Below are 20,382 nucleotides of genomic sequence, written 5' to 3'. Positions count from 1 at the left end.
AGAAGCGAATACTCGGCGAATCCACTTTGTGATTCTATGAGCGAGAGGTTCTCATTATTCCAAACAGAATCGGCTATTGACGCAAGTACTGGGTTCTACAGATGAACGAACCTACGAAAAGTTCCACAGTTACGCATCCTTGTTGTTGGAAGTCTCAACAAAGACGCTAAAAAGGCCCTCGAGGCGAGTGGATTTGTTGCTGTCACTCTTGGAGAACAGGCACACGAAGGTAACACTGAAGAAATTCACAGAACGATCTACAAACAGCTTACGGAAACGTTACTTGCTATTGCACCTCTACGTGTTGAAGAGGTTGCTGACCGTGCTAAGGCACTATCAAAAGAACTCGAACAACTGTCAGACGATATCCGACGTATTGGGGACTAACACACCTAACGATGCCAAGTGATGTGATAATGGTTAACCATATTATGTTGTTTTGCGATTATAATATTCCAGAACAGTACGGTGATTACGCAGTTTCCTATCATCGAGTTGGAAAGACATCGTTGATGATTTTTCTTCCAGAAGTGCGATCGAATTCGGTCCTGCGATGCAAAGGTTGAACCATACGATTGCAATAATATTAGATAATGAATATTTGGGTTGCACTGCGCCTCTCATCTGAATCTGAGAGTAAGATACGGTGCCTTCGAGAAGATCTCGTCGACAGGATTCCTTCGCAATTTGATGAAGAGACTGATCCACATATTTCGGTCTTACCGGGTGCAGAAATCCCGGGTGAAGAGTATGATACGCTCGAAGAGAAGGTTGAAAACGCTGAATTGCCGGGTCAAAAAATCTGTGTTGACCAGTTAGGCTTGTATCCTGAAGATGATCCGTTTGTTATCAGCTTAGAGGTGTCTGTTAATCTTCAGAATCTGCGTGAGACGCTGATCAGAACCATACGTGCTGCTGGCGGACATATTGTATATCAGCCGGTTACCCCTCATATTACGTTGTTCAAAATGGCAGACAGTAAACAGGCAGCGGAGAGTCTACCGGAGGCGACGGTCGATCAGCTGAAAAAGACTGTCAATCAACAGAATGAGGATAAAACGGCAATCACAACTTGGACAGAGGACCAGTATCAGATATCACTACACGAATACTAGTGAGGAAACCCCCAGAGATCGAAACACCTTCCCTTAGTCATCATTCTGACTTACTTCTAATTTTGGTAAAATCCATTGTTCCTCCAAGATCGTCTTCACCTATGCGGTTCATTACAAAATCGGGTATAGGCGGAGTCATCTTGTCTATGTCGCGTTTTCGTTCGTTTAGTTGTTTTAACTTTTCCTGTCTTTTTTCGAAGGGTTGTGAATCGTCCAATAGAGTCTGATAATAATACTCTTCATACTCTTTTAGCAGCGAATTATACTTCTCTCCGCTGCTGTAGTATTTATATGATTTGAGTCCTGGATTAAAAGCGAGATTAACCAGTCCGGTGCTTGCAGCGATAGTAGCAATGATGATCTGGCCTACACCTTCAAACAACCCTTGTGCTATAGAAACACCCAATCCTCCTGCCGTCGCGATCGTAATAAGACTTATCAATGAAGAGATACGTTTCATATATTCTTCCATTTTAAAATAACCGGTCTTCGTCCAACGCAGATCAGAGGCACGTTCCTCCACAATTTTTTCGAGATGTTCTTCTGAGATGCCTGCCATATTATGAACGATTCAGATGGACAAACAAATATTGTTACACTTGATTATCACTTTATCTGGAAATGCGGGGTATATAAATATCGAGGGTGTCATAGAACTGTTCACAATGACTTGTTTTCGGTGAGGTGAGTGTGCAAGAGCCGTTCTGTTGAGCTTGCGTATTAACCGGTGAGGAAACCACCCATTCGTTCTAGTTTAGTCGCGGTCAAAGGCGAACTCACCCGATTCAACCTCTCTGCGTAACCGTTCCCTGTGTGGATTTGGATTCTGCGACGCCCACAACAATAATTCGTCCAGATCTGGCAGTTCGTAGCCCAGCTCAAGCATCAAGTACAACTGAATCAGATGGGAATGTCGCTCAACCGCCAGTGAACCACGACGAGGAGGAAGCCGCGACGCCGACTCGTCGGCGTCCGCGGCCTCACGTCGTTTCGCGTCCAGCTTGTGGAGTTCATCGACAATCTCGCGGCTGATCATCAGCGAAATCGCCGCCATGATCACCAATGCCTCGATGATGTAAGGTTTAGTCGTGTTGATCTCATCGAGTCCAAACCGCGATTTCAGCTCTTTGAACAGTAGCTCTACTTCCCACCGCGCCCGATAGAGTTGCGCGATATCGGGCGCGGAGTACTCGTTACGCGGTAGATTCGTGAAGTAGAGATGGTACTCGTCTTCGTCTTCGTTGAGCAGCCCAACCAATCTGAACTGACGTGTGCAGTGGCTGAAGAACCACGTTTGCGGTCGAACTCCAATTCCACGAGAACGTCGATCTCCTGTCGCTGAAGGTCGTCGAGGACGCCCTTCAGCGACTTCCCTTCCAGCGTGATACTGTTGCCCCGCCATGTTCGTAACTCTTCGACGACCTTCGGGTTAGCATTGGACTTGACGCGGGAGACAAACCACCCGTCATTGGCGTCTATACGGTCGAACAGCCAGAAATCGTAGAACCCGAGATCGAACAGGATGAGGGCGTCAGCTACCCACTCGCCGGTGGGTAGCTGACTCCGTTCATGGGTCGCTCCATCGGTGGTTCGAAACCGGGTTGGAAGGCCGGTCGAAAGCGACTCGGTCAAGTGTAACTTCAGCCCAGCTTGGTCATCACCAGTTGCTCTGTAGACATCTTTAGCGTCTTGGTAGAGTGAGATGAATGTTGCGTCAACGATGAGAACGTCTCGAAAGTGTTCGAGACGCCCTCTCAAGTCGTTTCTGCCGGGGTCGAGATCCTCGATAGCGTCATCGAGGATCTCTCGAAGGAGTGCAACGAACGCTGGTGAGAACCACTCGTAGAAGGAGGGATATGAGAGAGAATCACAGTCAGCCATCTCCACGTAGCGTTCAAGAAACGCCTGAAGAGACCGATCTGACCCAGCAGCAAATCCAAACGAGAGTGTGTAGAACAGTGCGACGAAGTCGAATTTCCGGTCACGTTCTGTCATTGCGCGACCGCGGTCGCGCAATTCATCGGAGGGAAACGCTCTTTTGATTCGCTCAACTACTACCGAATCCGGTGGAGAGTAGGTCATATCTCCTACCGGGTTCCTTACTCATGTAGCTTCAGCGATTTCCGTAGCCACGTCTGCTGGTTCGCTGCCTAAACTAGAACGAATGGGAAACCACCAGATGAAAATAGTATTTTTGCTGTTATACAAGATGCACAGCGCGTATCGGTCATCACAGATGGACCGAGTTGTGTTGATCAGGTACGAGTTTATAATGCTTGAATGAGAAATTTATGGGGAGTGGCAAAGGATGCAAACAAAAGAAGAGACTATCCGTGTGCTTCATGTTGATGATGAGCCGGATTTCGCAGAGATGGCTGCTACCTTCCTCGAACGAGAAGACAAGCGGTTTGACATCGAGACGGCGACAAGTGCGAACGACGGACTGACCTGCCTTGCCGAGCAGGAATTCGATTGTGTCGTTTCAGACTACGATATGCCCGGGCAGGACGGGATCGCGTTTCTCAAAACTGTTCGCGAAACCTATCCGGATCTCCCGTTTCTTCTTTTTACCGGCAAAGGAAGCGAAGACATCGCAAGTGAAGCCATCTCTGCTGGTGTTACCGACTATCTACAAAAAGGAGGGACGGAAAAATACACTCTGTTAGCAAATCGGATCGATCGCGCCGTCACCGAAAGTCGATTGCGAGTATCTCGGCGGGATATGCAGCACGATCCGCTGAGGCTAATCGACCGTCTGTCTGATGCATTATTTGCTCTCGACGAAGATTGGCAATTTACCTATCTTAATCAGGCTACAGAAGACCTATTCGGAGCAGATCGAAAGGATTTGCTTAACAGCAATATCTGGGAAGCGTTTCCTGAAGCCAAGGAAACGCCGCTTTACGAACACTATCATGAAGCACTTGCTGAGGGGGACCCCCGAACCATCGAAGAACCATTTGAACCGTGGGACAAATGGTATCGAGAGTATATTTATCCCTCCGAGAAGGGACTCACAATCATCTCCAAAGAAATTACGGATAAAAAACAGCAGGAACTGGAACTCAGGCGAAACCGCGAGCTATAACCATGTAGAAGAACTCGCACAAATTGGAGGGTGGGAAGCAGATGCAAAAACCGGCCAGCAGCGTTGGACTGACGGAACATATCGAATCCACGATCTCGATCCGGATGGAGACTTCGATCCGACTATTGACGATGGAATCGAATTTTATCATCCCGACGATCAAGAAACCATCCGACAAGCTGTCGAGCAATGCATTTCTGACGGGATCCCCTATGTGGAAGAGTCACGCTTCGTCACCGCTGAAGGGCAAGATCGTTGGGTTCGAACACGCGGTGAACCAGTACGAGAATCCGGCGAAATAACCGCTGTTCGAGGGGCAATTCAGGATATCACAGAACAAAAGTATCAGGAACAGGAACTGCAAACGGCGAAGCGCCGATTGGATTTAGCACTCCAGCAAGCCGATGGTGGCGTTTGGGAATGGAATCTCGAAACTGATGACCTTTATTGGAGTGACGAATTGCTGGAACTGTTGGGGCTCACCCCGGAGACATTCGACGGCTGCACTGATGCCTTCGAAGAGCGATTGCATCCGGATGATAGCGAACGGGTCAAGACGGCAATGGAAGAGGCAATCGAGGCCGGTGAACCGTACAGAGTCGAACATCGAATCAAGGCCGAAGACGGTGAGTACCGCTGGTTAGATGTCCGCGGTCAGGTCGTTGACGACGAGACGCGTATGGTCGGCATCGGGATCGAAATCACCGACCGAAAGCAACGGGAACAGCGGCTGCAGCGCCAAAACGAACGTCTTGATGCGTTTGCCAGTGTGGTTTCGCATGACTTACGAAACCCGTTGACCCTTGCACAAGGACGGTTGGAACTCGCCAAAGATGAATGCGACAGCGAGCATCTCGTCTCGATTGAATCTGCGCTCACGCGGATGAACAATCTCATTCAGAGTTTGCTCACGCTGGCCCGCGAGGGGGATGATGGAATCGAGTTAGAAGCGGTTGAGCTTGCGGAATTGTCCGAACGATGCTGGCAGAACATCGAAACAGCCGATGCGGCGATTCGCATCGAGATTGATCAAACGGTCCAAGCCGATCAGGATCGCCTCCAGCAACTCCTTGAGAACCTGATCCGTAACGCGATCAAACACGGCGGTAACGACGTGACAATCACGGTCGGGGAACTGGCTAACGGGTTCTATGTAGAGGACGATGGGATCGGCATCCCTGAAGACGAACGGGAGGAGATATTCGACATCGGATATTCGACGGGGGAAGACGGGTTCGGCTTTGGACTGAATATCGTCAAACAAATAGCTAACGCACACGGCTGGACGATCCGTGTGACCGATAGCTCTGCCGGTGGGGCACGGTTCGAAATTACCAATGTCGAAACTGATGAATAGATCCTCTATATCTTCCACGCCGTTCTTGGAAGATTTCAGTAAGATTGTCGCCCTCGCTGGTATGCTAACCGTTCTATGACGGCCTGTACAAATATCAGCTGGGTGTTGTAATCGATAAAATAACAATCAACTGTATCGTTCATGATAACTGAAGGAAATGGTAGATCAAGCTGATACCTCGCTGGAGACTACAGAGCACGATATAACAATACTTCATATCGGTCCTACCTATCTTTCTTCATCAAACGTATCCTCAAAAAGAAGACCAGAGTTTCGCAATGCATTTCGTAAAGCGATAGATAAGGCTCTCGATAGAAATGTTGACGCTGTCGTACAAACAGGTAAGTTGTGGGCTACGCGCCGTCCAAGTTCTGAAGACATCAAGACACTGCGATCCAAGCTTGAGGAGTTACAAAAGTCAGGGATTCAGTTTATTCACGCTGGATCTGAGCGAGATATGGATATGGATATGGATATTCCGGATAAGTTAGAACGGGATGGTCTTATTAAACGGCCACTCAACAACCCAGCCATTGTTGGTTCGACAGCTATTATGACAGTCCCTCCAGGAGACTCTATACAAATTTTTGATAATCTAAAAGTACTCAATGATGTCGATGCCGATAACAGAGTCGTTGCTGGTCCATTTAGTGTACGGCCACCAGTGACAACTAGACCTGATTTCAATATAGACGAGGTTCGTGAAGCGACGGACGTAGAAATTGATACACTGCTACTAGATACCACACCTGCACAGACTTCCGAGGAGTATACTCCTTCCAATGGCCCAGACGTGTACGTTGCTGGGCCAACCGAAGCTATGTGGCGTAAGAGCAAAGAGCTGAATTATCCCTGCACAGTGGGCTTGATATCGGGGTCAGACCGCAGAGAACTGGAAATTGACCGCGATCCGTTTGCGATTTATTATATGCACTGTCCTGCTGATGTCTCACTTGGAGAGATTAAAGAACAGATTAACACAGACGACGAGGTGCGTTTTATCCGTCTTTTGGGAGAGTATAATTCTGAATCAGTTGCTGAAGAAAGATTATACCAATGGTTAGAGTCCAAGACAGAGATATATAAGATTAAAGACGATCGAGATCCCGTATCGGATGTTGACCCTGAAGACCAGACAAATGAATTAACAGTATCGGTGAAGCATCGATATCCAGAAAACGAAGAAAGTACGCAACAAAATCTAAATTCGAATGACATGAGCGACATAGATTCGGTTGAGATATACGTTTGCGGCCAAGGTGAAGGGGAAAATCAAAGCACGTGTCAAGAGTGCTTCACGCGAGAGTTGTTTGGCTATCCCGAAAATTCGGATGATCGAGATACACAACCGGGAGATATTCTTGTTCTCTACGATTACGGTAACAAGAATATCTCAGGGACAGATGATAAATTCATATATGGACCGTTTTATGCTGAAAGTGAAGTTGAGGAAGAGATTGTGCCAGAGGCTTGGGATGGCGAGTTCCCTAATCAGGTTCAGGTGTCTTGGGACCAACTCTACCGATTATCTGCAGATGAGGCGCCAGTGAGGCCGTGGGGGAACTCCGTACTCGAAGAAGAAGACGCTCAAGACCTGATAGATACTCTCACCGAGAGAGGAACAAAAGTTCAGGTCACACAGAATGGAAATGTCGAGTCAATTGAGGAAGTCGACGATGATGAAGAAGATCGTGACGAAGAAGACAACAACGAGAATGAACCTAATTCCCCAGATGAAAAGGATGAACCCGAAGGAATTAGGGATATTGTGGAACTCCGGGAGATAGCCGATCCGCTTCCACACAAGGAAGTCATTAGACAGGATCCCAACCCGGGTGCTGCAATGATAAGACCAGCAGTCAAAGGGGGAGAGCCTCGACCAGAAATATATGATAAAGCACTCGTACACTTGGTTGCTGGAAAGAATGTTATCTTCTATGGGCCTCCCGGAAGTGGTAAAACTCGGATTGCAGAGCGGCTGAGCGAGGCGTTATGTTCTGATCTTCACGTTGAGACGGCTAACGCTGAGTGGACAAATCAAGATGTTGTCGGCGGTTACCGTCCAGAAAACAACGGATTTACACCAACGCCTGGGATCCTAACAAAGGCTGCAGCATCGTGTGTTGACTCACTCACGTCCACTGATCCACCTCACCCACAGTGGCTACTGATTGACGAACTCAACCGGGCTAATCTTGATGAAGCCTTTGGCGAAGTGTTTACCCTGCTTGACCTCTCTCATCGTGAAAATTCAGAACTAGAGTACGCAGATGGAGAAAAGCAAGCGGTACCACTTGCGTTTCGGATCCTTGGGACCATGAATAGCGAGGATCAATCACAGTTGTTTGCGTTAGGGTATGCATTTCGAAGGCGGTTTGCGTTTGTAGAAGTGCCACCTGTGTACCAACGCCCGGAATCAAATCAGCCTGAGGCCGATATTGATAATGTTAATCTCGATCCAGACTATGAAAAGTCCACTTACATTGTAGAACGTGCGGCAATCAACGACTTTGATCACAGTTCACCATTCGACGCTGATAGCTCACTCGCAATTCCATACCTCGAGGACGTATTTGAAGTTGATAAGAATGTTTCCGAAGTAACCGACAAGGAATTCCAGCAGGCACGACAGAATATTTCACCAGTGGGAAGTGACCTCAGCTTTGACCGAGCCATCCACGGGTTTGTTCAAAAACTTGATAAAGAAAATGTTGCTGCCATCGGCCAAGGAATCGTTATTGATGCATATAAATACATTATAGTGTACCACATGCTGTTTCCTGACGATGCTGATTGGTCCACAGTTGACCAAGCAGTTGTTGCATATATTCTCCCGCAGATTGAGCCATATATGTCTGAACTCCGCCGTTCCGGAACTGTCGCCGCAGAGTCAGAAGCGGAGGACCAATTTAAACGAGTGATTGAATATGCTGAGAAGGTCGGGTTCGTGAACACAAAGAAAAAACTTGAGCAGGCATTGAATACACACGAGATCATCGGCTGATGATCACCTACGAAACACTGTCACGGGAAAAGGTTGGACTAACAGTCGATGAGTGGAAGGATCTTAGACAGTTTGTCGAAGAGATCCAACCGATTATTCAGCAGGAAACTGAGAATGAGCCGATCGAGTCTTCGCCGCCGCATTTTGTCGATAACGATTCATCAAAGGTTACCAGATTCTCTCCCGGCGGTTGGGCTGGACGATACCCTGGTGGAATTACCGTGCGCCCACGCCCTGACAAGCTTAATCGTTATGAGTACGAGTTTTTACTTTCTGAACTTGCAGGGTGGATAGAATTATGGGACCTCCCAACGGCTATGAACGTGTTGCCTTTAGTTCAAAGCAAAGCGCTTGAACGCCGTCGAATTTTGCTTGGCTACAGTAATGCATTAATAGAATTTTCTGAAGAAGCTGTAGCCAACCGTCCACCAGTTGCGATTAATCGAGAACGACGTGTAGATTCGAATCCCGGTGGAACGCTTGATATCAATCGAACGGTACAGGAGCGGGCGACTGGTTCACGATCGATTGCCTATTATGACCTCCAGTTCTCATTTAACCACCCACTGAACCTTCTTCTTCTCCGGTTTCATATTGAACTCAGTCAAGAGTTGGATCAGCTCATCGACGATAGTGTACTAACAGAATCAGCAGTACGAAAAAACAAAGAATATCATCAGCAATTTGTTGAATCGCGGTTCTCCCCGGAACTTGTTGACAAAGCGCTGCAACTCGATTTCTCAGATCCATCGTTGATAGCGCAAGCACAGCGTGAGTCCCCGACGCAACTTGCGGAAATAATTGATCTCTGGGAGGCATATCAGGCTGAACAAGCGCTCGGCGTGAGTATTGAGCAACAACTAACTATTGGGATCAAACCAGTAGAAAAACTATACGAATTGTGGGGGCTTACGATTATCTTAGACTGTCTCAAAGACTTGACTGGGCTCGAACCAACCCGTCCCGGTGATGAGCTACGAACGTTTGAGTTTACACCGAAAATAACACTGCACTACAATCGTTCGCTTGAAGAGTACAGTCGAATCCTTTCGCCAAGATTTAATTCTAACCCCGGACGCCCCGATTACGCGATCAGCGTTGGAAATGATATTGTTTGGATCGGTGATGCAAAATACAGTTTAGCAGACAACATCGGATTAGAAGATTACCAGCGACTCTTGAGCTATACTGTCGATTTAATGCCAGCGCACGGTAAGGCCACCGCAACGATCCTGTACGTAGGCGAGAGAACAACACCAACAACTGCTTCGAGTTCAGGCTACACGATTGAACAAACGCCACTTCGCCCGAAAGAACATGAAGAGCAAATATCAGTGATTAAAGAACAACTTTCGCGGAGTCTGCCTGAATCGGTTGTGGAGCATAGGCTAAGTGAGTCATCTCCGTAATGTTAATAAGAGTTGCAAATGGCATTGACTACCAATGCGGCGGGTGTACCCTTCGAATAATAAATCACATAATCTACTTCCGCGACTGAAACGCATGGACCGGTGGCTTTGTTGGCGTAAGGAGAGAGATGGAGATCGGATAAAAAAAGTTCCAGTTGATGTTAATCCCAATAGCGAAAGCGTATACAGAGTTACTTACAAAGAGCCTGGTCACTGGTATACGTATCAAGAAGCAAAGAAACTGGTCACGACATACGACCAAATTGAAGGCAAGCAAGTGGTGATAAACGACGCCAAAGATCCGTTTGTAATCGTTGATTTTGACGACTGCATTGATCCAGATACAAAGCGAATTGATGAGCCAGCTCGTAAGTATCTCGAACAGGCCAACACGTACGCAGAGCTTTCCCCTTCTGAAACTGGGTTTCATTTAGTTTTTCAAGGCAAAGTCCCCCGACAAGGATGGAGTGCTGAGTCTGATACACTTGATCTGGAAGTTTATGAAAAATACATTGTGACTGTGACCGAGAAGCACATTGAAGGAACTCCATATGTAGCCAAGCGAGATGATGGCCTTCTTGACCAGATTTTTGAAGAGAACAATATCCGATGGCGAGAACAATTATACACGACAGAAAAGACAGACGATCAACTGCGTACTCCCAGTGCTTGCTTATAGCTCCGCATACTGGTGTACAAATTAGGAGAAGAACGCTAAATTCAGACTAGCTCAATCAGCCAACCGTCTTCATCGGTTTTGATTTTTAGAAACTGATCTTGTTCAAGCGAGTCTTCTGTGTCATCGATCAGCCCACGTTCGCGGAGATCGTCTTTTGGGAGCGTGACGCCATAGGAGCCTTCACCAGTTGATGAGAGTTTGCGGATTTCCATGTGCGGTGTCACTGGTCTGATTCTCTAAAGTCTTTGTATTCTCATGATGTTGGGTAGAATCACTCTTTTCCGTCCTTCTATGCGCGTTTGAGTAGTTGGGTCGATATATGGCGACAAATACGTTCGTCGCGGGCGATACCGAGTTGTCGTTTAATCCGCTTGACGTTGGGTTGCTGGTTGCTACCGTCCTTATGACTATCGTAATGGCTGGCCTTGGTACGCTGGAGATTTTCGGGTTTGACTTTGCTGATCCAGTGTTTCATGTAAGCGCACTGCCGGTTGATCCGTCAATGGCCTGGCTGGTTGCAGTGATCTCGTTAGTTGGCACAGTCATTACAAATGACAATACAGAGTTGAGTGAGCTGCGAGGAGATATTGAAAACTTGCCACAGTATTATGCAGGAGCGGTAATTGGCACTGCTGCTCTCTTAGTTGGCTGGATTTTGATCCCTGGTTTAGCTGCAGCAATTGGAGGTCAGGACTTCTTTGGATTGATCTTTGTCGCATTGATTACAACGGCACAACTCGTTGTGGGGTGGATGCTATAACAATGATTGATGCCGGCAAGTGGGAGGAATATCATCCTGGCATTGTGTTGATCTGGTTTTTGGTAGCCATTGGAGCAGTTAACACCGGCATGTTTGCAGTGTTTGATCTCAACATCTGGACGGCCTGGCTTGGCTTATCCGCTCAGTGGTATACTGTGATTGGTGGGGTTATCGGCCTGCTTGGAGTGATTGATATTCTGGAAACGTTCGGCATCACTGACTACACGACAATTATAGACCAATGATACGGAAATCCACACTTACGGCACTTGCAGTTGCATTGATGCTCCTGTTTGCAGCTCCTGCTGCAGCTGCAGCAGTAGCAGAAGAAACGAAAGATCTCGATGAGGATGAGACACTGGTTGTTGATATTGAGTTTGCTGAGGAGATCGAGGAAACTGAGTCAGCAACAATTACTGTGTTCGAGAATGAGGCAGATGAGCAGCTAAATGAGTCTGTTGTTGATGCTGATGCTGGCAATTGGACAACAACAGAGTTTGAGAGAGTTGATCTTAATGCTGATCTGGATGCCAACGAGACACTAACAGTTGATGTTGAGGTTGATGAGTCAACAGCAGATCTCATCAATCAAACAGAGATCTCTGTTGAGGAGCCAACTGGCATTGGACTAACTGACGATGGTTCCGTACTTGGAGTAATTGTTGGCTTAGTTGTGCTTATCGGGATTGCTGCATTGCTTCGAGAAGATAGCTGAATCTCCGTTCCAATATTAACACAATGAGTGAAAATCAGGACAACAAAGACAACAGTATAGGATTATCGAGGAGAGATGCATTGCGAGTTGGAGCAGCAGGATCAGTTGCTGCAGCTGCTGGAGGAGCTGGAGCAGCAGCATCTGCAGACTCAGTTAAGGCAGATACAGGGAGTTTTGTCTATGCTCCAACTGCTCCTAATCGAGTTGGTTTAGCAGCAGCAAAAGGCATAGGAAGCGTGTTAGATTGGGTAAGTGATTCTAATGCAGAAGACCTTGCTATTTTGCATGCTGAAGCGAGAAGTGAGCTGGAGAGTTTGGACGCTCATCTAGTCAATCTGGATAACACACTCACAGATACCAACACTATGGCAAATCTGGAGGCGAGAGAAGCCATTGCGCGTGCATGGGAAGATGGTAAAGATGTTGGAGATGCCTATACAGATGCACTCTCAGCAATCAATGATTATTATGCTGAGAGGGTTGAGCGCAACCATATTCAGACAATCGCCAAATCCGCAATACAACATAGTTATCTCAGTCAAAGAGCATTAGATCATATCATAGATGGTGATCGTAATCTAGACGACACAGACATGGCTCTGTGGAATTTCGTCGCGTCGCCCAGTCATCCCGAAGATTATGATCTTGAATGGATCGAACTAACCGATTCGCGTGTTGAAGCTGAGTTTGAATTGGTAAACGGAGAGACTCTAACAACCACTTTACCTGAATTACTCTTTGAATGGGAAAACGATGAATGGAAGGGAACAATTGCAGATATGGACTATCAAGGAGGAACTGGCTTCGATGTCTTCGAATTTGAGACGGATGAGGGATATACCGCAACATGGAGCGGGAGTATCATTATCCCGAATATTCCGGAGGCAGGCTTATCTGGATACACAGTATTGAGATTTGACAGACATTTAGAGTATATTAGAGAAGAAGAAATATCTTCACAAGCATCTTCCGTTATCGGGAACTATGATGAGAGTTTCGTGGAAGACATTTACCAAGCTCTTGATGCTGGAAACATTTCTCCGAATGAGCTTCGGGGTGTCGACGGTCAGGCCCGGTTTTTGTCGGGGGATGCTGACGTTGCGTCCGACTCTTATCAGTTAGCCTTATATCAGCAGCTCAACATGGATCAACCAGATTTAGAGGAAATAGCTTCGATGACTGTTGAATACTCGGGATTCACGGATTGGTTTAGAGAGCCCGACGACAGCGGCAATATTGTTGCTCAATATCCGCAAGATCATGTGGACAATCGCCCTATGGACGGCTTGCTATTCGCACGAGAGATCGACAATATAGAGGTTGGTCAACGCATTTTAGTTGGAGAGCTTTACCATGATACCGCCGGGCAAATCCAGCATAGTTTAGATGAGGATAGAGAGCCATATGATCCAGACATTGATGAATTTGATGCTGTTGAGTTTCTGGATGGAACTCTGTATTATCTTGGAGATGGACAATCATATCAGATTGATTTAGACGGAGACGAAATTGAAGAATTTGATTATGTCGGTGATGTGATAGATTCTCATTCGACCCAAGACCGACTGCTGTGGATAAGCAGCACTAGTTTGTTCGAATTTGATGGAGAATCTATTAACGAGCTAGCAGAACACGGATATAGCAATATTGAAGATACCACAATAAATCATAATGGCTTTGGGATAGTTGATAATGATTTGACTGTTTGGAATATTGAGGGTGAGAAGCAATACTCTCACGATGTCCCTGAACCTGAGTATGCCGATGTGGAGATAGGATACCTGACAGATCAACACGCAGTGCCCATCGCAACTGTCTATGCAGATGACGGTGCTACTCATAATTTCGAGGCTCATTTGACAACGTTCGACAATTCGGGGATAGTTGATAGTTTAGGAGTCAGTGAGAATGATGATTCTCAGATAGAATTCGAGACTGGTTCTATTGGACGATTCACATACGCAATTGATCATGGTTGGTCATCTGGAGGTGCGGGAATATCACACACCTGTTGCATAACAACTGGGTGGATTCAACCGAACGGGGAGCTATACAATACTGTTGAGACAATTGTTGATGAGAGTTTCCAGAATGAAACAGTACATACTGAGATGGACTTGATAAATGAGGAAATCCGAATAGATAGCCCTCTAAGCGATGTGGGTGGAGTTTATGATTTTGAAGGAAACAAGTTATCAAGTGATGTATCTATCGATAATGAGGGTTTTGAACCACTGGTATATCCAGATCAATACGATCAAATTATTCCCCGATTCTCAACATTTTACGATGCTCTGGAGTCTGAGGAAGTTAACATGACATTAGGTTCTATTTCAATTGAGAAAATGACAGATACAGACGGGGAAGAAATCGAAGAGTCCGAAGGTTGGGACGACCCTGAATATGACCAGTACAATGTTGATGAGTTCCTCGAATATCTGGAAGATAGCGAAGAATATCAAGAGTCACTGCAACAGGATCAATATTGGTCACCTCCAGATCTCCCTGGTGTGCCAGGATCAGATGATCTTATACCAGACATTCCACGGTGGGCGTGGCTTGTCCCTGGAGGAGCACTTGCATATGCATTACTGAGTGATTAGTCATGCATCGAGCAGCAACTGTTTTGATGATTGTAGTAGTTTGCTTATCAGGAGTTGGCACAGCTGCAGCTGATGATGATCCTGCTGGAGATACGCAGGAAATTATCTACCAGTTTGATGATTCAACTCTTGAATTGGTTGCTGTTGAGTTTGATGATAGCACTGCAGAGATCACGCTGCAGGCAGATGAGCCAGAATCTGCCTCCGTTGGAGAGCTGGCAGATGATACTGGATCATTTGGATTTGAGTCCGTTCGAGTATCTCCTGGAGAGCAGCTAACTGTTGAGATACCAATTTCTGAAGAACAAATTTTCGTTGCCTCTGAGGGAGATGCCTACACGTATGAAGGAGATACTGGCATTACAATTTTGACTGAGCAGCCAACAACGCAATTGGTGCAACTTGCAGCTGCCTCTGGCATCCTTGGATCTATCTTAGCATTAGGATTGGTTGTTGGTAATCTGCGACGGAAGCATCACAATAATTGGACAGAGCTATTTAGTGAGAAGAAAATCGAGATTGAATCTGATCCTGTTGAGGGAGTTCGAGAGAGAGTTATCAGAGGAGCAAAATCAGCTGCTGACAGCAGATCTAAGGTATTCGTGTGGTTTGTTGCATCGTTGTATGTGCTGGCTACGCTTGTTGGATATGCTCCAACTCCTCCAGAGATGTGGAGTGCTCTTTCAGACCTCCAGAGATTGTTAGTTGCAGGATCAATTGCTGCAACAGTGTTGGCACTTATCCCCGTGTATATTCTGGTTAATCGAGTGTATGATCCACATCGAGAGTGGATCATTGATCTGGATGCCTCAGAGGTTATTGATGCAGCTCAAAATGGTACTGGATCAATTGCAGCATACAGTGGGCCTCCAGAGCGCATTGAGGAGTTGGAGGTTGATGGAGGTATTGTGTCACTTATGACTCCTGGAGGGAGAGCGCATTTAGTGCGAGATTTTGATCCACAATCAAACACTGCAAATGGCACATGGCCAGGACTTGCCAATGATCGAGAGCTGGCTATTGAGAAAGGAAAAATTGACGCAAATAGGGAGATTCTGAAAGATGAGGCAATGATAGGCAGAGATCTCCTAACTGCCATGAGTGCAATAGAAATTGCCTCAGAGACTGCAGCAGTGCGAGATGTCGATAAAGTCCTCCGCGATCAGATGACTGTTGATGCCTCAACAATGGACGAGGTATTGACTGAGATTGCACAGGGAACCCGATACGAAGAGCATTACGAGCAGGAGCCATCAAAGGACGATCTCGATTTTGATGGAATAGATCAACCGAACCAACAGACAGCAGCAACTGACGGAGGAAACTATGGAGCTTCTAACTGATCCAAAGCAATTGTATGCACTCGTGTCACTACTCGGAGCTGCAGCACTGTATCTGTATGATTGGGGAGTTGATGAACGGATCCAGACGCTGCATGCACTGATCCTTGGTTGGTCTGGTCTGATGTATCTCAACTTTGAAACTGAATGGTATGTAGTTGAACTCACGTACTATGCTGATTGGATCTTGACAACGCCAATGCTGGTTTTGGCACTGGCAGTTACCGCAACGGGAGAGATTTCCGAACGCGCCTGGAAGGCAGCAGTTGCTCAGGGTGGCGTGATCACGACCGGATACCTTGCGGTTGATGCTGGTGACGGGATGGCTATGATGTTCTTGTTGTCGTGTGGATTGCTTGTATATGTTCTCCTTTCACTACGAGAGCTCATCTCTGAAGATCTTGAGTTGCTGTATTGGATCACGGCAGGCACGTGGGTTTTGTATCCTGTAGTGTGGTGGTATACTGGTGGAGAGTTGTTAGCAGCGCCGGTAGCAATGGTCCTGATACCGTTTATCAGTAAACACGGTCTGGCAATAGCAGATATCACGATCGCAAAAGAACAATGACTGATGGATATACACCTGCAAAACTTGGCGATGACCTTCGAGACGGAGAAGTTGATGCGCATGTTGAGGCAGTACTGTCTGATGACCAACGGATTGGAGACGTGTTGATGGCTGCTGAGCGAGCTGAACTAGATTCTGATGAGAGCCCACTATATCGCATGTTGTCACGACAAACCTCAACTGATACGCTGCGCAGAGCCCGCAAAAGATCGGATCTCACAACGATGAATGCCACCGTTGGGCTCAGTGAGTCATCTGTTGAGGCAACTGGATACGATTTACTTATGGATGCAATCAAGCCAGCGGCGCAGCAGATGCTGATCAAAGGCCCGAAAGGCAGTGGCAAAACAACCAAAGCTTTAGATATTGCGAGGAACTTGTATCGCGAGTTCGATGGTGAGCTTCGTGTCCTGACGAATATTCGGCGATCGGAAGATGAGCCAATCAGGCATCCTGCAGTTGACTATGCCGATAGTCTATCTGGAATGCTTGAATGGGTCAGAGACACGTCAGGGGAAAAGCTTGTGATTGGAGACGAGTGGTCGACAGAGGTAAACAGTCATTCGTATGCTGATGGATCCGTGCGAGAAACCTTCGCTCAGTTTATCAATGCGTTGCGGAAGGGTCAGGGGGGTTCAACACGGCTGCTCGTAATTGGCCACGAGCATGATAGTGATATTGCGAAGATTCTGCGAACACAATCTGACGTTGTGGTGCAGGCCGACGGGAAGAAAAAAGAGGGCAAGATTGACCAAGCAACTGTCTATCGCGGCTGGGAAGACTACCAGCAAGATGATCAGTGGTTTCGAGTTCGTGGGCTTTTGGATGTACCAGAGGAGAGTCAGTGGGCTGCCTCAACAAATTATTTTGCCACGTTTGATATCGACCTCGACCGGCCAAAGAAACAGATTCACAAAGGCCAACTCATTGAGAATTGGCGAGAATACCAGGATGAAAACCAGAATACGCGAGATCCAGTTAAGTGTCGCGGGAATAAAAGCGACGGCTCAGACTGTAATGCCATGACTGATCACAAGTCGGGATACTGCCAGTGGCATCGTGAACAATGGGCTGGTGAGATTGACCCGCGATATCAAGATGCCTGAGCAAACGCTATTGATATAATCTCCGTTCGTTCTGTGGGTTACGATCCAATTAAGGGACGAGGTACGCGCGTTGTTTCGATCAATCCAAAACGGGTTCATAAAATAAAAGCAGAACTCGATTAGTTTCAACAATGAGATACGAAGTCACGCGCGCGCGTGTGGTACGGGGGTGTAGGGGTATGTGTATTCCTGTTTTCTGACATGTATCTGATATTTTTCTGTGTTTATTTGAGTGTCCGGGAAGCATTGGGAAGTCGGTCAAAATCAGCCCGATTTCAGTGCTGATCGAGGGCTGAACCCTGCCTAATCGACACGTTTTTGTCCGGTTGACCAGTTTCCGGTCACGATGAATTTACAGGAACACAAGAATAGCAGTGCCATGATGGTCTGGTTGTCTACAGACGAGTTGAAGCAACTGGTCGACTGTCCCGATGACGTACAACGGCAACTCGCACTGAAGCTCGGAGGGTACTGTGGACTCCGAAGTGCAGAAGTAGTTAACGTCAAACCAGCACATGTTCGAGATACCCAAATCGGTAAAGTGCTTGAAGTGCCGGCAGGCAAGGGTGACAAGTATCGGGAAACACCAATCCCCGATGGATTAGCTGGACAGATCCGGACCATCGGCCAGTACGAAGGTGAAGATACGACTGTGGTGGGGACCGAAAGCACGCGAACGCTCCGACGCTGGATCAACACTGCTGCCAATGAGTTGGCCGAACAAACGGAGAACAACCGCTGGGAATTTCTCTCATTTCACGATCTCCGTCGAACATGGGCGACACTACTGGCGTCTGCTGACGTTGATCCAATGGTTGCAATTGAGTGGGGCGGGTGGGATGACCTCCAGACGTTTCTTGATCACTATCAAGGCAAATACTCACCAGAAGCCAGAAAAAGAGAACGCAATAAGGTACGCTGGTTGTAGCTGCTAAACTTAAATAGAGAGTTTTCATAAAACGGTTAATATACAATACACCTCCATCAATCCCTACAATCGTTCAACACCAAAGGCAAGTAGTGACTGGTGATGTGTATCCCTTCTCAGATATGCATCAGAAATGCTATGCAAGATGCAGGGCGCAAGTCTTGCACGAGAGATTGGGTTGATTGAGATTGGTGCGGCTACCTAGTGCAGAACACTCCGTACACACGCTTTCTGTCTTAGTCCCTATTTTTGTCAGTCAGATTTATACCGATGGCTCATCAAATAGTGTGTATGCCGACTGAATCTGTCCGAGAATCCTCCCAACACCATGTGGACGACGAGCCACGCGTTCCGGAGGAAGTGCTCAAAGCGATTGATAACCTTGCGGATGGTAACACCGCTAGCAAGGAAGAAATTAAAAGTGTTCTCAAGTTTTAAATTTTTAAAACCGGCGCTGCTTTGAGTACGTGTGAAACGTATACCTTTGGATGGTTCAAAGGAGACCCATATTATATTTGAGGGTAACATCCCGGGTCATCTTGATACTCTGAATGCTTCCGAACAGCGAGATCTGCTGACAAAACTCAGTAATATCGCAAATAAAGATGCGTCACCGGATGCATATACTTATGAGAAAATCGGGAACTTAGACATATTCAAGTTCTCTAAAGACGGGCGGATTTACTCAAAAGTAGTCACTTTTGTACCTGAGATAAATCCGAAGTATCACATTATTTATGTTCTCTACGTCGACGAGGATCACGAATATGACGATGGGAAGTTAGGGAGATTTAGCCAACAAGCTCAACAGAAATTGGAAAACGTTACAGATCTTGAATCTGTTGAAGATATTGAAGCGTATCTTGAGGCCAATAATTCGCTAACTTCCGGTGACTTGGATGATCTTCTAGATCGGTAATTAGCGGTCTATACACATCGCCACTGACTGTTTATTCACCCCCGAATACGTGAGACCAGAGGTAGCCAACTGCTGAACTCATGCGCTAAGTCTTACATACCAACTCAAATATCAGTTCTTTCTGGTAGCTTTTTCCGACCGATGCACAGACTCATCCGGAGAATAATTCACGCGAGATGTCATAGAAACCAACTATCCCGTGAAGTGATCTATAAGATACACTTGAATAACTACTCTAAAACGACTACACAGTGGTAAGGAATATCTTTATTCTTTGTTGGCGTATCCATTTACATTATGAGTCCAACAGCTGAGCCTACGATTACACTTACTAACGAGGGTGAGTGGTGGATGGCCAAAGATACCAAAACCGGCGTAACAAGTCAAGGCAAGTCCCGAGAGGCAGCTTTAGAACATCTGGATGAGGCCGTAGCCGCTTACAAAGGCACTGCTGGTCACAAACCAACTGAGGGAGAGCTTAAAGCGGCTGATATTGATCCTGAGAGAAACACATCTGGTAAATCACTTCCTGACGCACTTCAGTAGGATCTCCAGCGAGTTGTCGAACACCTTGTATTCAAGATACTAGCAGCTGAGAAGTCATGGCTGTCGACTGCACTTGATTACCCTTTGCTCTTGTATTTACCTCCGTTTCATGTGGATCATGTGGAGTCTGCGAAGCAGACTCCTGTATTTGTTTAGTTGTTTCCTTAGAAACACTCCCTAAGGGGTGCTTTCCCAGATCCTGAAAATACTGTCTGGAGACAGTCACAATATCTACTAAACAGATT

Annotated in this window: 19 protein-coding genes and 1 pseudogene; 17 read left to right on the top strand and 3 right to left on the bottom strand. The window is 46.7% G+C overall.

Features of this window, described 5'->3' with window-relative positions; all coding sequences use genetic code 11:
- Positions 1-593: 593 nt before the first annotated feature.
- A complete protein-coding gene (locus K0C01_RS05085) occupies positions 594-1,115 on the top strand; it encodes a 2'-5' RNA ligase family protein (protein WP_221170946.1) in 522 nt (173 codons plus the stop codon).
- Between the two features lie 40 nt (positions 1,116-1,155).
- On the opposite strand, the gene K0C01_RS05080 is transcribed toward K0C01_RS05085, so the two are convergent.
- Positions 1,156-1,674, bottom strand: coding sequence for a hypothetical protein (locus K0C01_RS05080; protein WP_221170945.1), 519 nt, complete (start codon positions 1,672-1,674; stop codon positions 1,156-1,158).
- A 195-nt stretch (positions 1,675-1,869) separates the two neighbouring features.
- Positions 1,870-3,197: pseudogene (locus K0C01_RS05075) on the bottom strand (IS4 family transposase).
- 226 nt (positions 3,198-3,423) lie between these two features.
- Here K0C01_RS05075 and K0C01_RS05070 point away from each other — a divergent pair.
- From K0C01_RS05070 to K0C01_RS05045, 5 genes are all read left to right on the top strand, one after another.
- Positions 3,424-4,203: a response regulator gene (locus K0C01_RS05070; RefSeq protein WP_221170944.1), complete on the top strand. Its 780-nt coding sequence runs from the start codon at positions 3,424-3,426 to the stop codon at positions 4,201-4,203.
- On the top strand, positions 4,097-5,560 hold the full coding sequence (locus tag K0C01_RS12740; protein ID WP_255568435.1) for a PAS domain-containing sensor histidine kinase: 1,464 nt from the start codon (positions 4,097-4,099) through the stop codon (positions 5,558-5,560). Before K0C01_RS05070 ends, K0C01_RS12740 begins: the two co-directional genes overlap by 107 nt.
- Positions 5,561-5,717: 157 nt before the next feature.
- Positions 5,718-8,564, top strand: coding sequence for an AAA family ATPase (locus K0C01_RS05055; protein WP_221170943.1), 2,847 nt, complete (start codon positions 5,718-5,720; stop codon positions 8,562-8,564).
- The gene (locus K0C01_RS05050; protein WP_221170942.1) at positions 8,564-9,973 is read left to right on the top strand and encodes a hypothetical protein; all 1,410 of its coding nucleotides are present in this window, start codon (positions 8,564-8,566) and stop codon (positions 9,971-9,973) included. Before K0C01_RS05055 ends, K0C01_RS05050 begins: the two co-directional genes overlap by 1 nt.
- Positions 9,974-10,067: 94 nt before the next feature.
- A complete protein-coding gene (locus tag K0C01_RS05045; protein ID WP_221170941.1) occupies positions 10,068-10,652 on the top strand; it encodes a hypothetical protein in 585 nt (194 codons plus the stop codon).
- 41 nt (positions 10,653-10,693) lie between these two features.
- Here K0C01_RS05045 and K0C01_RS05040 read toward each other — a convergent pair whose 3' ends face one another.
- Positions 10,694-10,864, bottom strand: coding sequence for a DUF8053 family protein (locus K0C01_RS05040; RefSeq protein ID WP_221170940.1), 171 nt, complete (start codon positions 10,862-10,864; stop codon positions 10,694-10,696).
- A gap of 107 nt (positions 10,865-10,971) precedes the next feature.
- On the opposite strand from K0C01_RS05040, the gene K0C01_RS05035 reads away from it, so the two are divergent.
- From K0C01_RS05035 to K0C01_RS04985, 11 genes are all read left to right on the top strand, one after another.
- Positions 10,972-11,412 (top strand): DUF8023 family protein, encoded by a 441-nt coding sequence (locus K0C01_RS05035; RefSeq protein ID WP_221170939.1) that lies wholly within the window; start codon positions 10,972-10,974, stop codon positions 11,410-11,412.
- Between the two features lie 2 nt (positions 11,413-11,414).
- Positions 11,415-11,657: a hypothetical protein gene (locus K0C01_RS05030; RefSeq protein WP_221170938.1), complete on the top strand. Its 243-nt coding sequence runs from the start codon at positions 11,415-11,417 to the stop codon at positions 11,655-11,657.
- The gene (locus K0C01_RS05025) at positions 11,654-12,127 is read left to right on the top strand and encodes a hypothetical protein (protein ID WP_221170937.1); all 474 of its coding nucleotides are present in this window, start codon (positions 11,654-11,656) and stop codon (positions 12,125-12,127) included. Before K0C01_RS05030 ends, K0C01_RS05025 begins: the two co-directional genes overlap by 4 nt.
- 23 nt (positions 12,128-12,150) lie before the next feature.
- Complete coding sequence (locus tag K0C01_RS05020; RefSeq protein ID WP_221170936.1) at positions 12,151-14,730, top strand: Env/VP5 family phage fusion protein; 2,580 nt, start codon at positions 12,151-12,153, stop codon at positions 14,728-14,730.
- 2 nt (positions 14,731-14,732) lie between these two features.
- A complete protein-coding gene (locus tag K0C01_RS05015) occupies positions 14,733-16,073 on the top strand; it encodes a DUF8063 family protein (protein ID WP_221170935.1) in 1,341 nt (446 codons plus the stop codon).
- Positions 16,057-16,638, top strand: coding sequence for a bacteriorhodopsin (locus K0C01_RS05010; protein ID WP_221170934.1), 582 nt, complete (start codon positions 16,057-16,059; stop codon positions 16,636-16,638). The genes K0C01_RS05015 and K0C01_RS05010 overlap by 17 nt, the downstream gene beginning before the upstream one ends.
- On the top strand, positions 16,635-17,744 hold the full coding sequence (locus tag K0C01_RS05005; protein WP_221170933.1) for an ATP-binding cassette domain-containing protein: 1,110 nt from the start codon (positions 16,635-16,637) through the stop codon (positions 17,742-17,744). Before K0C01_RS05010 ends, K0C01_RS05005 begins: the two co-directional genes overlap by 4 nt.
- 346 nt (positions 17,745-18,090) lie before the next feature.
- Positions 18,091-18,672 (top strand): tyrosine-type recombinase/integrase, encoded by a 582-nt coding sequence (locus tag K0C01_RS05000; RefSeq protein ID WP_221170932.1) that lies wholly within the window; start codon positions 18,091-18,093, stop codon positions 18,670-18,672.
- A gap of 291 nt (positions 18,673-18,963) precedes the next feature.
- Positions 18,964-19,110, top strand: coding sequence for a hypothetical protein (locus tag K0C01_RS04995; RefSeq protein WP_221170931.1), 147 nt, complete (start codon positions 18,964-18,966; stop codon positions 19,108-19,110).
- A 31-nt stretch (positions 19,111-19,141) separates the two neighbouring features.
- Entirely contained in the window at positions 19,142-19,591 is a 450-nt protein-coding gene (locus K0C01_RS04990; protein ID WP_221170930.1) for a hypothetical protein, read from the top strand.
- 297 nt (positions 19,592-19,888) lie between these two features.
- Positions 19,889-20,137: a type II toxin-antitoxin system HicB family antitoxin gene (locus K0C01_RS04985; RefSeq protein WP_221170929.1), complete on the top strand. Its 249-nt coding sequence runs from the start codon at positions 19,889-19,891 to the stop codon at positions 20,135-20,137.
- The last annotated feature ends 245 nt before the right edge of the window (positions 20,138-20,382 follow it).

This window comes from Salinarchaeum sp. IM2453, from assembly GCF_019693215.1.
In the GTDB taxonomy this organism is placed as follows: Archaea; Halobacteriota; Halobacteria; order Halobacteriales; family Salinarchaeaceae; genus IM2453.
This window is presented reverse-complemented; position numbering and strand designations above follow the sequence as displayed.